14 protein-coding genes are annotated in these 12,940 nt (G+C 62.5%); 11 read left to right on the top strand and 3 right to left on the bottom strand.

Annotated elements, in window-relative coordinates:
* The first annotated feature begins 45 nt into the window (after positions 1-45).
* Genes idi through LQ788_RS15745 form a run of 10 tightly spaced genes read left to right on the top strand, consistent with a single transcriptional unit; the run spans position 46 to position 8,189 of the window.
* Positions 46-606 carry an isopentenyl-diphosphate Delta-isomerase gene (gene idi, locus LQ788_RS15700; protein ID WP_231447461.1) on the top strand — a complete coding sequence of 187 codons (561 nt, stop codon included), beginning with the start codon at positions 46-48 and terminating at the stop codon, positions 604-606.
* Positions 599-1,663, top strand: a complete 1,065-nt coding sequence (locus LQ788_RS15705) for a polyprenyl synthetase family protein (RefSeq protein WP_231442550.1) — start codon at positions 599-601, stop codon at positions 1,661-1,663. Before idi ends, LQ788_RS15705 begins: the two co-directional genes overlap by 8 nt.
* Positions 1,660-2,889, top strand: coding sequence for a cytochrome P450 (locus tag LQ788_RS15710; protein WP_231442552.1), 1,230 nt, complete (start codon positions 1,660-1,662; stop codon positions 2,887-2,889). The genes LQ788_RS15705 and LQ788_RS15710 overlap by 4 nt, the downstream gene beginning before the upstream one ends.
* A complete protein-coding gene (locus LQ788_RS15715; protein ID WP_231442554.1) occupies positions 2,886-3,239 on the top strand; it encodes a lycopene cyclase domain-containing protein in 354 nt (117 codons plus the stop codon). Before LQ788_RS15710 ends, LQ788_RS15715 begins: the two co-directional genes overlap by 4 nt.
* Positions 3,229-3,552, top strand: a complete 324-nt coding sequence (locus LQ788_RS15720; protein ID WP_231442556.1) for a lycopene cyclase domain-containing protein — start codon at positions 3,229-3,231, stop codon at positions 3,550-3,552. The genes LQ788_RS15715 and LQ788_RS15720 overlap by 11 nt, the downstream gene beginning before the upstream one ends.
* Positions 3,549-5,126 (top strand): FAD-dependent oxidoreductase, encoded by a 1,578-nt coding sequence (locus LQ788_RS15725; RefSeq protein WP_231442558.1) that lies wholly within the window; start codon positions 3,549-3,551, stop codon positions 5,124-5,126. The genes LQ788_RS15720 and LQ788_RS15725 overlap by 4 nt, the downstream gene beginning before the upstream one ends.
* Before the next feature lie 46 nt (positions 5,127-5,172).
* Entirely contained in the window at positions 5,173-5,691 is a 519-nt protein-coding gene (locus tag LQ788_RS15730; protein ID WP_231442559.1) for a TspO/MBR family protein, read from the top strand.
* Positions 5,691-7,184, top strand: coding sequence for a cryptochrome/photolyase family protein (locus LQ788_RS15735; RefSeq protein WP_231442561.1), 1,494 nt, complete (start codon positions 5,691-5,693; stop codon positions 7,182-7,184). The genes LQ788_RS15730 and LQ788_RS15735 overlap by 1 nt, the downstream gene beginning before the upstream one ends.
* 3 nt (positions 7,185-7,187) lie before the next feature.
* Positions 7,188-7,982: an SDR family oxidoreductase gene (locus LQ788_RS15740; RefSeq protein WP_231442564.1), complete on the top strand. Its 795-nt coding sequence runs from the start codon at positions 7,188-7,190 to the stop codon at positions 7,980-7,982.
* 36 nt (positions 7,983-8,018) lie between these two features.
* Complete coding sequence (locus LQ788_RS15745; RefSeq protein WP_231442565.1) at positions 8,019-8,189, top strand: transcription termination/antitermination protein NusG; 171 nt, start codon at positions 8,019-8,021, stop codon at positions 8,187-8,189.
* On the opposite strand, the gene crtI is transcribed toward LQ788_RS15745, so the two are convergent.
* From crtI to LQ788_RS15760, 3 genes are read right to left on the bottom strand one after another with little or no spacing between them, the layout of a single operon-like run.
* Positions 8,153-9,787, bottom strand: coding sequence for a phytoene desaturase family protein (gene crtI / locus LQ788_RS15750; RefSeq protein WP_231442567.1), 1,635 nt, complete (start codon positions 9,785-9,787; stop codon positions 8,153-8,155). The genes LQ788_RS15745 and crtI overlap by 37 nt on opposite strands.
* A complete protein-coding gene (locus tag LQ788_RS15755; RefSeq protein WP_231442569.1) occupies positions 9,784-10,680 on the bottom strand; it encodes a phytoene/squalene synthase family protein in 897 nt (298 codons plus the stop codon). Before LQ788_RS15755 ends, crtI begins: the two co-directional genes overlap by 4 nt.
* 29 nt (positions 10,681-10,709) lie before the next feature.
* Positions 10,710-12,230 (bottom strand): SDR family oxidoreductase, encoded by a 1,521-nt coding sequence (locus tag LQ788_RS15760; protein WP_231442571.1) that lies wholly within the window; start codon positions 12,228-12,230, stop codon positions 10,710-10,712.
* A 168-nt stretch (positions 12,231-12,398) separates the two neighbouring features.
* On the opposite strand from LQ788_RS15760, the gene LQ788_RS15765 reads away from it, so the two are divergent.
* Positions 12,399-12,938, top strand: a complete 540-nt coding sequence (locus tag LQ788_RS15765; protein WP_317207046.1) for a MarR family winged helix-turn-helix transcriptional regulator — start codon at positions 12,399-12,401, stop codon at positions 12,936-12,938.
* Positions 12,939-12,940 lie beyond the last annotated feature (2 nt).

A 12,940-nucleotide genomic window follows, 5' to 3' on the forward strand; every position in this document is an offset into this window, starting at 1 on the left:
TTAAGTCTCTCGCCTGGCTAACGAAAGTGGGTTCGAACAGTGGAAATGGTTGTTCTCGTCGACCACACCGGAGACCCCATCGGTGTCCGCGCCAAGGCCGAAGTCCATGGTCTTTCCACCCCACGGCACCTGGCATTCTCCTGCCATGTCGTCGATGGACGCGGCCGACTTCTCGTCACACGGCGCGCACTGACGAAGAAGACGTGGCCGGGAGTGTGGACGAATTCCTTCTGCGGCCACCCCGCGCCCGACGAAACTCTCGAGGAGGCAGTCGCTCGCCGGTCCGAATTCGAGCTGGGACTGAGCATCGATCACATCACCTGCGCCATCCCCGACTTCGCCTACGTCGCCCGTGATGCCTCCGGTATCGAAGAGAACGAACACTGCCCCGTCTTCATCGCCCGGGCCACATCGTCGCTGACACCCAATCCCGCCGAGGTGGCCGAGACTCAGTGGACGACGGTCGCAGAGCTGGCAACGGCGATCGCCTCGGCACCATGGGCATTCAGCCCATGGCTGGTCGAGCACTTCCCCGAACTTGCACCCCGTATCGCAGAGCACATCACCGAGTCGGGGCACAAAGAGGGAGCGAGCCACAATGACTGATTCGATCACTCCACTCGACGACATCGCGTTCTCGTTCCAGGACCGACTCGTGCAGGTGCTCACGGACGCAAGGCACCGGTCGCGCGGAGTCTCCGCACAGTACGGGCAGCTCTGGGAGTCGCTGACTCGAATGGCCACGGGCGGCAAGCTGATCCGACCGCGGCTGCTCATCGACGCACATCGCGGTCTGGGCGGAGGTGACCAGGCAGCCGCCGTCGACGCGGCATGCGCCATGCAGCTGCTGCACATTGCGCTCGTCATCCATGATGATGTCATCGACAACGACACCGTCCGCCGTGGTGAGGCGAACATCTCCGGAGAGTTCGCTTCCGATGCGATGCGCCGTGGCGCCGGCCGGCGTGAGGCTCACACTTGGGGAGACGCAACAGCGCTGCTGGGCGGTGACCTTATGCTCACTCTCGCCCATTCTCTGCTGGCTCGACTCGATATCGACGATGCCAAACGCCGGGCCATCCTCGACATCTTCGATGACACGGTGTTCCAGAGTGCCGCGGGAGAACACTCTGATGTGTGGCTGAGCCTGCATCTGGAAGAGCCCCGTTCGCAGGAGGTCCTTGAGATGGCCGGGCAGAAGACCGCCGTGTACTCGTTTCAGGCGCCCCTGCTCATCGCGGCCGTTCTGGCCGGTGCCACCAGCACGCTGACTGCCGAGCTGGCCGACATCGCTGCACAGATCGGCGTGGTCTACCAGCTGCGCGATGACGTCCTCGGACTGTTCGGGGACGAACGGGTGACGGGAAAGTCCACGTTCAGCGACCTCCGCGAGGGCAAAGAGACACTGCTCATCGCCTTCGCACGCTCTGATCCGTCCTGGGCCGAGGTCCACGCCCTCTTCGGGGATAGGATGCTGAGCACCGCCGACGGTCATCGGCTGCGGAACGTCATCGAGGAATCAGGTGCACTCGTGTTCGTCGAATCCATCATCTCCGCACGCTGTGAGGACCTCTACCGACTCATCCGCGAAGCGAGCCTGCCCACCGCCTTGAGCACTCAGCTCATCGAGCTGACCTCCGACTGCAACCGCCGCACCGCATGACCTCGATGCCCATGCGCAAGGCTGTCAGGGACGATGAAAAGACCGGACCGGGCATCGACTATGACCGAAACATGTGGAGGATCCGGTCATTCGAAGCAGCTCGGCAGGTGCTGCGTGCCCGCCAGCAGACCACACAGGCCGGTTTCACCGCCGAGAAGATCCCGCGGGGCTATTTTCGCCATCATCCGATCCTGATCTCCGATGGCGATGACCATGATGGGCAACGCAGGGAGGTGGCTCGGTTCTTCGCCCCTTCAGTGGTTTCGGCTAAGTACGGAGATTTCATCAGCGACCGTGCTCAGGCGGTCGTCGACGGTGCCGTCGCGGAGGGCACATGCCGCGTTGACGACCTCGCTCTGGCCTACTCGGTCGAGGTCACCGCCACGGTGGTGGGCCTGACCGAGTCATCCGTCGCAGGAATGTCCAAACGTCTCGTCGGGTTCTTCAAACAGCCCCCGGTCGACCTCTCCGCTCCGTCGATGGGACGCACACCTCGGCAATGGATGCAGGCGGCCATCAACGGACTCGTCCCGATTGCGCGGTTCTACTCCGCCGATGTGCGCCCCGCGATCCGACCCCGTCGTGCGCAGCGGCGCGACGATGTCCTCTCGCATCTCCTTGATACCGGATACGGAACTGCCGACATCCTCGTCGAATGCATGACCTATGGCACTGCGGGCATGGTCACCACTCGCGAATTCATCTCCATGGCGTGTTGGCACCTGCTGTCCAACCACGAGTTGGGCCGCGCGTATCGTGAGGCGGCACGACCGGACAGGCTGGCGCTGTTGGAGGAGATCATCCGTCTCGACCCGGTGGTCGGCCACCTCTACCGGCGAGCACAGACCGATATCGACATCACCGACGACGGGCGCGTACACACCATCTCCCAAGGCGATCTCATCGACGTGTGCGTGCAGCAGACCAACGCCGATCCACAGGTGATGGGGGCGAACCCGGATGCGGTATGCCCAGGACGGAAGCTGAAGCAGGGAACGCCCGCAGCGGGACTGAGCTTCAGCGACGGAGCACACAAATGCCCCGGCCAATCATTGGCACTCTTCGAGACCGATGCCCTCCTGCATCCGCTGCTGGCCCGTCGGCCCCGCATTCTCCGTGAGCCCTCGATCAGCTGGGACAACCTCATCGAGGGCTATCGTCTGCGCGGTTTGGACCTGAGCCTGATGGACAGGTCGCGCCCAGCAGCCACGAGAGAGCCGATATGAGTTCACTCGAATACCTGGCGCTGATGGGCGCCTGCCTGCTGATCACACTTCCGCTGGAGCTGGTCTTCTCCGCCAGGGTGTATCGACGCTGGAAGGTCCTGGTCGGAGCTCTTATTCCGATCGTCCTCGTCTTCTCCCTCTGGGACATTGTCGCCATTGCCCGCGATCACTGGAACTACAACCCGAAGTACGTCACCGGAATCCACCTCGGCAACCTTCCGCTGGAAGAGATCGTCTTCTTCATCGTCATTCCCATCTGTGCCCTGCTCAGCTACGAAGCGGTGGGCACCGTCCTCGAATTCTTCGCAAAGAAGGCCAAGAGCAGGAAGGGAGGCCACAATGGTGCCTGAATACACGCTGATGACGATCATCGGAATGCTGGTCGTCATCGGGCTTGAGGCCTTCGTCTTTCGCAGCGGAATCTTCCGCCGCGCGAAGTACTGGATCGCGCTTGCCATCTGTCTGGGATTCCAATGCCTCGTCGACGGCTGGCTGACCAAACTGAGCGATCCCATCGTCATCTACGCCCCGTCCCACTTCCTGAATGTGCGCTTCCCCTGGGACATCCCGATCGAAGACTTCGGATTCGGGTTCGCCATGATCACCTCCGTGCTCATGGTGTGGCAATGGCAGCTCAATCGTTTGCAGAAGGGCACCGAATGACATTTGGACCACGGCCGAGGGACCGATGGGCTGAGAACATCCCGGCACCGCAGGGACGCACTCGCCCACTCAGGCCCAAACAGGTCACCGTCATCGGCGGCGGCATCGCAGGACTGGCCGCGGCCACGATCCTGACCGAACACGGCGTCAAGGTCACGGTGATCGAGAAGAACGACCACCTCGGCGGGCGTGTGAGTGCATGGCCGGTCGCGGCCGATCGGACCATGAGCCGAGGATTCCACGCCTTCTTCCGGCAGTACTACAACCTGCGCGATCTGCTCAGTCGGGCAGACCCTGAGCTTCACCGTCTGCGTCCCGTCGACGACTATCCCCTCACCCACCGCCGAGGCACCACGGACACCTTCGCCTCGATCCCCCGGACTCCCCCGTTCAATCTCCTCGGATTCGTCTGGCAGAGTCCCACGTTTCCCCTCCGCAAGCTCCTCGACGTCGACATCTCGGCTGCGGTGGAACTCATCGACGTCGAGTTTCCCGCCACCTACCGACGCTACGACGGCGAATCCGCGGCCGACTTCCTCAACCGGCTGCGCTTCCCCGACGAAGCCCGACATCTGGCGTTGGAAGTCTTCGCACGCTCGTTCTTCGCCGATCCGCACGATTTCTCCGCCGGTGAGCTCATCGCCATGTTCCACACCTACTTCACCGGATCGGCGGAAGGGCTGCTCTTCGACGTCCCCAACGATGACTACGACACCGCTCTCTGGACACCGCTGGCCGACTATCTCACCGAACTCGGTGTGACGATCCACACCGGTGAGAGGGTGGCTTCACTGGAATCCACCTCGGCGGGTTGGACGGTGTCGACCGGCGGCGGCGAGATCCACGGCGATGCCGTGGTCCTCGCCGCCGACCCTGCGCGAGCTCGTGATCTGCTGAGGGGCAGCCGCGACTCGATCGTGCGCACCGATCCAGTCGCGCACGGGTGGCTTGAGAACGTCGACTCGCTGACGAACGCACCTGCCTTCGCTGTGCTGCGTCTCTGGCTCGGTGGGCCCGTGGCCGACCACCGCTCACCGTTCCTGGGCACCAGCGGATATGACCTTCTCGACAATGTCTCGGTGCTCGAACGTTTCGAGGACGGGGCCAGGCAGTGGGCGCAATCCCACAACGGCTCGGTCCTGGAACTCCACGCCTACGCGCTCGACATCGACGCTGACCCGTCTGAGCAGGAGAAGGCTGACATCGTGGCCCGCCTGCTCTCTGACTTACATCAGGTCTACCCCGAAACCGCTCATCTGCCCATCGTGGACCAAGAGCTGCTCATCGAAGCAGACTGCGCGTTGACGGATACCCGTCCCTGGGATGAGCGACCCGAAGCTGCCACCCCGATTCCGGGATTGGTCATCGCCGGTGATTATGTGCGCTGCGACTTGCCTGTGGCACTCATGGAACGTGCCGCAACGACCGGTTACATGGCGGCCAATCATCTGCTCGCCTCGTGGAGGGTCGAGGGGACCGCGCTGTGGTCGCCACCGCGCCGCGGCCTGCTGAGACGCGGGGTGGTGGGGCGGGTGCGACACAGCGAGAAGGGCCTTACGAGGAGACACCGATGACCGACGACTTTTCACCAACATCATTGCAAATCACAGGGAGAATCTCATGACCGCCGATTGGAAACGCTTCATCATTCCGTCCGCTGTGTGTGCCGGAGCGGCCACGCTCGGGGCACTCGGGACGAAAGTCGATTCCGCCTGGTATACGAATCTGAAGAAGCCTGCCTGGCAACCACCGGGCAAGGTGTTCGGCCCCGCATGGACAACCCTGTACTCATTGACAGCATTCGCATCGGGGCGAGCGCTGAACCGCTTGTCAGACAGTCGGGACCGGCGAGCATATCTGGGTGAGTTGGGCGTCAACATGGCAGTCAATGTGGCATGGAGCTGGCTGTTCTTCTCCGCCCGTCGCCCGGACGCCTCTCTCCTTGCGTCAGCCGTGTTGGAAGCCTCGACTCTGAGACTGCTGAAGAGGGCCGCCACGGTCGATCGGGTGTCGGCTGCCGCGCTCGCGCCGTACGCGGCGTGGGTGGGATTCGCAACCGCCCTCAACGCGGAGATCCTCCGTCTCAATCCCGACGAAACGAGCCGGTGCCAGCCCCTCACTCGAACGAAGAGCGTCTGATGGCCGCTGCCGACGAGTGCCTCACCCTGGTGTGGTTTCGTGACGATCTGCGTGTCAGCGACCATTCGGCGCTTACAGCGGCGCGTGCCGATGGACGGGTCATCGCGGTGTGGGTCCGTGAGGTCCGCGATGTTGAGGGGCTGGGGCCCAGACCGTTAGGCGGGGCAAGCCGGTGGTGGGCGCACGAATCGCTGGCAGTTCTCCACCAGGAGCTCGCTGATCTGGGCATTCCACTGCTCTTCGCCGCAGGAGAGGCGGCAGCGATCATTCCGCAGCTGGCCAGCAGCCTCGGCGTCGATGCGGTCCGGTGGTCGCGCCGCTATGCTCCGGCCTCGCGGACTCTCGACGGCCAGATCAAAACTGTGCTGGACGATCAGGGCTTCGCAGCCCATTCCCACAGCGGGTCTCTCCTCGTCGAACCCTGGACGGCCGCACCTCAGGGTGGTGACCATTACAAGGTCTTCACCCCGTTCTGGAAGGCCGTGTCAGGACGCGAGGTCGGTGACGTGCTGCCGACGCCGGAACCACAGTCACCACTGGACCCGGCTCTGGTGGAATCGGCACGCAAATGCACAGCCGTGACCGACCTCGACGGACTGGGACTCCTCGACGGTACGGAGACCGGTTCAGGGGACTTCGCTGCAGCCCAGGGGCCACGATGGTGGCAGAACACCATCGCCTGCCACTGGTCGCCGGGAGCCCGGGCTGCCGGCGAGCAGCTTGAAGATCTGGCGGCGGGCATCAACGGCTACAGCACCACCAGAGATGTGCCCTCGGATGCGAAGAGCACCTCTCGACTCTCGCCGAGGCTGCGATTCGGAGAACTGTCACCGCGGCAGCTCCTCCACGCCGCACGAACGACGACATCCGTCACTCCAGAAGATCGCGCAGCATGGAACCGTCAGCTCTACTGGCGCGAATTCTCCTGGCATCTGACCTATCACTACCCCAACATCGACTACACACCGATCAGAGACGAGTTCCGACACTTCCCCTACGAAGACGACGATGAGGCTCTGGCCCACTGGAGGTCGGGTACTACCGGCTATCCCCTCGTCGATGCAGGAATGGCACAGCTGTGGGAGACCGGGTGGATGCACAATCGGGTCCGCATGGTCACGGCGAGCTTTCTCACCAAGAACCTCCTCCAGCATTGGTGGTCAGGCGAGCAATGGTTCTGGGACACCCTCGTCGACGCCGATGAAGCCAACAACGCGGTCTCCTGGCAGTGGGTTGCCGGCAGCGGTGCCGACGCGGCTCCCTATTTCCGTGTTTTCAATCCCGAACGCCAACGCGAACGCTTCGACCCCGACGGTGCTTATATCGACGACTGGCTTCCTTATCCCCCAGACGCCTCGCCCACCCCCATCGTTGGTCTCGCGGATTCGCGGCAGGCAGCGCTGAGTGCCTACGATCGAATGAAGAACATGTCCGCAGGAGCCGTATCCTCACGGCCTGTGTCCGCAGACGATGACGAGGCGAGGACGGTTTAGAACATGAGGGTGCTTCTGGCAGGATGCGGTGATCTGGGAACCCGTTTGGGACTGAGGCTGGTGGGCAGCGGGCATGAGGTCGTCGGTGCGCGCCGCCACCCCGAGCAGCTTCCCGACTCATTCGAAAAACTTGCTGTGGACCTCAGCAACCCCGGTGACCTCACCATCGACGACGTTGATGCAGTGGTGATCACGCTGACTCCCGATGACTATTCCGATGCGAGTTACGAGCAGACGTATCGCCGCGGAGTCGAAGGCCTGATCAGCATCCTGGACTCTCAACCCCAAAGGGTGATCCTCGTGTCCTCGACTCGAGTCCTCGGCAGTGCGTCGCCTGGCGAGACCGCGAATGAGGACACTGTGCCCCGACCTGAGTCGGGCCCTGCCCGCACTCTCTGGAAGACAGAAGAACTCATTCGTGCCACGTTCCCCTCCGCTTCCATCGTTCGGGCGGCCGGGATCTATGGTCGCGAGGATTCTCGGCTCGTCGAGGGAGTCCGGTCTGGTCGAGCAGTGAACTATCGCCGGTGGACGAATCGCGTTCACTACCGCGATCTGATCCGAGGCCTGGAAGCTCTCCTGTTCGCCCCTGACCCGCCGCAGCTGTTGCACGCCGCGGACTCGTGCGCAGTCCAACTGGGCGAGGTCGTCGAATTTCTGGCCTCCGTGCTGGACGTCGCGCCGCCACCAGATCTGAGAGAAGAGCCCGAGGCAGGGCGACGGATCGAGAACACTCGGTTCCATGACTTCCTCGGATCGCTGGAGTTCCCCACATTCCGCGACGGGTACTCGCATTAACTGTGCGCTCCCAAGCCAGCGGGCCTAGACTGAGGTATGGCTGAATTCAACACAGGCGATACCGTGACGATCACCGGCGAACCCATGAATGGCAACACCGGCAAGATCGAGGTCTTCGACGAGGAACGGGGCAAGTACCTCGTTCGAGTCAACGACCTCGCACAGCACTACTACAGCGCAGACGAACTCGAGCCATTCGAGGGCTGAGACACCGCCGTTTCGAAGAGGCCATCGTCGATGGGCAGGGGTCCCGGACTTGAGTCCCCTCGAATGCGTTTGAGCACAAGTTCAGCGCTGATCAGACACATCGGCACTCCGACCCCGGGAGCCGTAGTCGCACCTGCGTAGTAGAGCCCCTCCACCTTTTCGGAGGCATTCTGCGCGCGGAACATCGCACTCTGCCGCAGCGTATGTGCGGGTCCGAGCATCCCCCCGAGCCACGAATTGAAGTTGCTGGAGAAGTCTGTCGGCCCCTGTGTCTGCCGAAATCTGATCCGATCTCTCAGGTCAGGAATCTCGGCCCACCGGGCAACCTGATCAATGGCTCGATCCGCTGCACGTTCAATGCGCGGATCTCCCTGCCCATCACGGCCACCAGCGCCCATTCCGGCATCAGCCGGCACGGGGATGAGGATGAACAGATTCTCGTGCTCGGGTGGTGCCACGCTGGGGTCGGTGTGGCTGGGTTTGCACACATAGGCCGATGCCGGGGAGGAGATCTTCGGTCGAGGGCCGAAGATATCGTCAAAGTTAGTCGACCAGTCGTTCGTGAAGAACAGTGAGTGGTGCGGAAGCTGTGGGACTTCACCCTCGATTCCGAGAAAGACGAGAATGGCGCCCGGCCCGCTCGTCACCCTCTCCCACCAGCTTTCAGGGAAGCTCCGATCGACAGACTCCAGGAGCTGAGTCTCCGTGTGGTGGAGATCAGCGGCTGAGACGACGGTGTCACAATGTTGATCGTGATTCCGGCCCTCCTGATCGGTCCAGACGATGCCAGTGACTTTTCGGCGTCCGCTGCCTTGTGGTGCGGCAGAGATGTGTTTGATGACCGCATTGGTGTGCACACGGACCCCTGATTCTTCGACGATACGGGTCAATGCGTCGACGATGGTTCTGAATCCTCCCATCGGGTATTGGACCCCGTCGCTGAGGTCCAAGGCACTCATCAGGTGGTAGATCGCCGGTGCCCTCCGCGGGTCCGTGCCGAGGAAGATCGCCGGATATTGGAGGATCTGCCTCAGCACGGGATGCCTCACCGAGGTGGAGGAGAAACGCTCAAGAGATGTAGTGAGCAGACGCACCAAAGTCGGGAGCGCGGTCATGATCTCTGGCCGAAGCATCGACATCGGTGAGGTGAAGGGATTGTAGAGAAAGTAGTCGATCGCCATATTCTTGGTGCGCTCGGCCGAAGCGAGATATCGGTTCAGAGAACGACTGCTGCCCCACTCGATCCGTTCGAAGACTTCGAGCACTCGTGCTTTGCCCTGCGGAATCGTGATCGTCTGCGCTGGTGAGGATGTCGAGGCGGGGCTGAATACGGTGTAGGCCGGGTCGAGTGTGCGCAGATCCAGTTCGGCGGCTGCAGATGTCCCGACGAGGTTGAAGAAGTGTTCGTAGACCTCCGGCATCAGGTACCAGGACGGCCCGGTGTCAAACCGATAACCGTCGTGTTCGATCGAGCCGATACGACCGCCGAGAGTCGAGTTCTGCTCGAAGAGGTCGACGGTGTGTCCCTCGCGCGCCAAGAGTGCGGCAGTGGCCAGTCCCGCTGCCCCGCCACCGATGACGCCGATGCGCTGCGTCATGTTCGCCCCTCCCTCGCTGTGGCAAGGATGGCCTGCGAGGCAAGCCGCGCTTTCACCGCATTGGGGATGCGCACGCGCTCCTGATACAGGCGATCGACGGGAGTGACGGCGATCCTGTCATTGAGGGCGGCGAAGAGCGCCGCGGCGCTTCTCACCGCCGTCCTGGCGTCCTTCGGCAGCAGGGAGAACGTGGCCTGAGCGTGAGCGAGCTGCTCTCGGATGATGATCACCCACGCGGTCTTATCAGAATCCGAGAGCCGACTCTCAGTGGTGAGATAGCTGCGATGCAGGCGCACACTGTCGTCGGCCAGATCGCGGAGGAAGTTGATGTTCTGAAACGCCGCCCCAAGCTGCCGCGCACCGAACTCCAGCGCCTCAACCTCGGCGGGGGTGCGGACCTGATCGTTGAGGAAGACATTGAGGCACATGAGGCCGACCACCTCGGCGGAACCGTAGACGTAATCGCGGTGTTCGTCCGCGAGGAGACCGCGGACGGGTGCGAGAGATTCACTCGCGGCGCCCAGATCGGCTCGCATCGAGGCGAAGAACGGCTCAATGAGATCAAATGTGATTCCAGTTGTCCTCGCCGTCTGCGCAAACGCGTGGATGACGAGGTTGTCACTGATGCCGAATCGCAGTGCGCTGCGGGTTGCGGCAGCGAAGTTGTCAAGCAGTTCACGCTGCTCACCTGCATCGAGTCCGGCCTCAGCGGCAAGACCATCGACGATCTCATCGGCGATCCTCACGAGGGCGTAGATGTTGCGGATGTGGTGCCGGTGGGTGGGGCCGAGGAGCCTTGTCGCCAGTCCGAAAGACGTCGAATAGTTCGAAATGACGGCCTCGGCCACCTGCTGGGCCGTGTGGCTGAACAGTTCGTGGGTCTTCGGTACCATGTTCGCTAGCTTAGCTAACGAATTTCCTCTCAGCGTCGATCGGGGTGAGTTTTTTTCGCCGCCCGGGCAATGTTCTTCGCCATGGCTGGAAAGATGAGTCGATGGAATGGTGAGACGAATGCCCAATAGACCCGACCGCGGACACCCTTGGGAATGAAGATCGCTCGCTGCCTGAAGTCGCAGCCGCGACCGGCAGCGGTGGTGGTGAATTCGAGCCAGGCGCTGCCCGAGACCCGCATCTCCGCTCGCAGGAGGAGTCGATGTTCAGACTCGAGTTCCTCGACCCGCCACCAGTCGACCGGATCGCCGACCCGAAGCCGATCGGGCAGCCGCCGCCCGCGATTGAGGCCGGCACCTCCCACAATCTTGTCCCAGACTCCGCGCACTCTCCATGCCAGCGGCCACGAGTACCATCCGTTTCGCCCGCCGATGCTTTCGATGACGGGCCAGATCTGCTCAGGAGTCAGATCTGGGAAGTGCAGTGTCCGGTCGTCTGTGAAGACGCGTTCTCCGGCCCATCCGGGGTCATTCGGCAGCGGCTTCGCAGCCTGGTCGAGCCCTCCAGCATCGGCGTCCCAATTGGTGTCGACGGCCCCTTCGGCTTCGCGCAGCAGAGCCAGACGCACGGACTGCTCAAAGTCGAGCAGACCGTCGGGAGGCGGGGGTATGACAGCGTCGACGTCGCGGTCCTTGGTCACAGCGTCTTCCTGCAGTGACTGGACGAGCGGCAAAGTCAGTGTGAACGGCAGCGGGGTGACGAGGCCGACCCAGATCCCGGACAGCGTCGGTGCAGGCAGAGGCAGCGTGAGGACGTGCCGGGGCCTGAGTCCGGCGATCGCAGCGAACCTCTTCATGATCTCGGCGTACTTGAGAACATCATGGGATCCGATGTCGAAGGCACGATTGACGTCACTGTCGATGTCGACGGCCTTGAGGAGGTAGTAGAGCACATCACGGACCGCCAGGGGTTCAACGTGATTGGTGACCCACCTCGGCGCCGGCATCAGTCTCAAGGTCAGGGCGAGGTGACGGACCATCTCGAAGGAGGCCGATCCTGAGCCGATGATGATACCCGCCTGGAACGCGACGGCGGGCACGGGCGAGTCGATGAGAATCCGGCCGACCTCTGCTCGCGAGCGCATGTGCATGGACAGGTCCGCCTTGTCGGGATGGAGTCCTCCGAGGTAGACGATGCGTCGAACACCGGCCGCTTCTGCAGCTTCGGCAACCCGCCTGGCAGTTGCAGCCTCCTTCTCTTCGAAGTCGCGTCCCGATCCCATCGAATGGACCAGGTGGTGGATGACATCAGCTCCGGCTGCCGCTTCGATGAGACCATCCCCATCGTCGAGGTCGACGCGATGGATGTCGACCTCATCGGCCCACGGCACCTGCTCAAGCTTCTGCGGCGATCTCACTGCGACGCGAACGCGGTGACCGGCCTGCAGAAGGCGAGGGACGAGGCGTCCCCCGATGTAGCCGGTGGCCCCGAGGACGAGGACCGTGCGGGGACTGGGTGAGGGGTCAATGGTTTCGAATTGAGATAGTGCCACGTTGTCACCATAAGCAGTAAACGTTAGCTTGGCTAGTGGTTGGCGAGAGTGACCTCACAAGCACGCGAGGTTTCGCTCAATCCCAACGACTACTATGGGTGAAGGCAGTCTGCGGCGGGCCACATGACTCGACGATGAAACCGAGCAGAGAGAGCAGCGAGGTGAGTGGTGACCGACATCGAGAAGTCAGCGGTCTATGATGTCGACTCCAGCGATCCGCAGCAGCACCTCGTCGACCGATCGGGCATGTCACCTGCAGCTGTTGCTCAAATCGGGGAACTCATGACTGCTTTCGGTGAGCTTCGCGAGGCCGAACAGGCTATGTCCGAATCGTCTCAGCAGTACATGAAGCTCAACGCCACAGATATGAGGGCCATCCACTACCTCATCATCTGTCAGCACCGTGACGCCGTAGGCACACCCGGAGGCATCGCCGAGCATCTGGGCATCTCGAACTCGGCGACGACGAAGCTACTCGCTCGACTGGAACACGCCGGGCACATCAAACGGGCCCCGCACCCTGATGATCGACGAGCTCAGAAGATCAGCATCACACCGAAAACCTATAATTCGGCAATCGAGACTGTCGGCCGCCAACAGTCTCGACGCTTCCACGCCGCAGCGCAGTTGACCTCAGCCGAACGCGACGTGGTGATCCGGTTCCTCCGTGAGACGAAGAAGGACATCACCGCCCCCGAAGCAGAGTGAGT

It is taken from the genome of Brevibacterium zhoupengii (assembly GCF_021117425.1).
Classification (GTDB): Bacteria; Actinomycetota; Actinomycetes; order Actinomycetales; family Brevibacteriaceae; genus Brevibacterium; species Brevibacterium zhoupengii.

Bases quoted from the DNA above. Each gene is read 5' to 3' on its own strand.
- LQ788_RS15720 (WP_231442556.1), top strand. From the start codon at position 3,229: ATGGTGCCTGAATACACGCTGATGACGATCATCGGAATGCTGGTCGTC.
- LQ788_RS15745 (WP_231442565.1), top strand. From the start codon at position 8,019: ATGGCTGAATTCAACACAGGCGATACCGTGACGATCACCGGCGAACCC.
- LQ788_RS15705 (WP_231442550.1), top strand. From the start codon at position 599: ATGACTGATTCGATCACTCCACTCGACGACATCGCGTTCTCGTTCCAG.
- idi (WP_231447461.1), top strand. From the start codon at position 46: ATGGTTGTTCTCGTCGACCACACCGGAGACCCCATCGGTGTCCGCGCC.
- crtI (WP_231442567.1), bottom strand. From the start codon at position 9,787: ATGACGCAGCGCATCGGCGTCATCGGTGGCGGGGCAGCGGGACTGGCC.
- LQ788_RS15715 (WP_231442554.1), top strand. From the start codon at position 2,886: ATGAGTTCACTCGAATACCTGGCGCTGATGGGCGCCTGCCTGCTGATC.
- LQ788_RS15755 (WP_231442569.1), bottom strand. From the start codon at position 10,680: ATGGTACCGAAGACCCACGAACTGTTCAGCCACACGGCCCAGCAGGTG.
- LQ788_RS15730 (WP_231442559.1), top strand. From the start codon at position 5,173: ATGACCGCCGATTGGAAACGCTTCATCATTCCGTCCGCTGTGTGTGCC.
- LQ788_RS15740 (WP_231442564.1), top strand. From the start codon at position 7,188: ATGAGGGTGCTTCTGGCAGGATGCGGTGATCTGGGAACCCGTTTGGGA.
- LQ788_RS15710 (WP_231442552.1), top strand. From the start codon at position 1,660: ATGACCTCGATGCCCATGCGCAAGGCTGTCAGGGACGATGAAAAGACC.
- LQ788_RS15725 (WP_231442558.1), top strand. From the start codon at position 3,549: ATGACATTTGGACCACGGCCGAGGGACCGATGGGCTGAGAACATCCCG.
- LQ788_RS15735 (WP_231442561.1), top strand. From the start codon at position 5,691: ATGGCCGCTGCCGACGAGTGCCTCACCCTGGTGTGGTTTCGTGACGAT.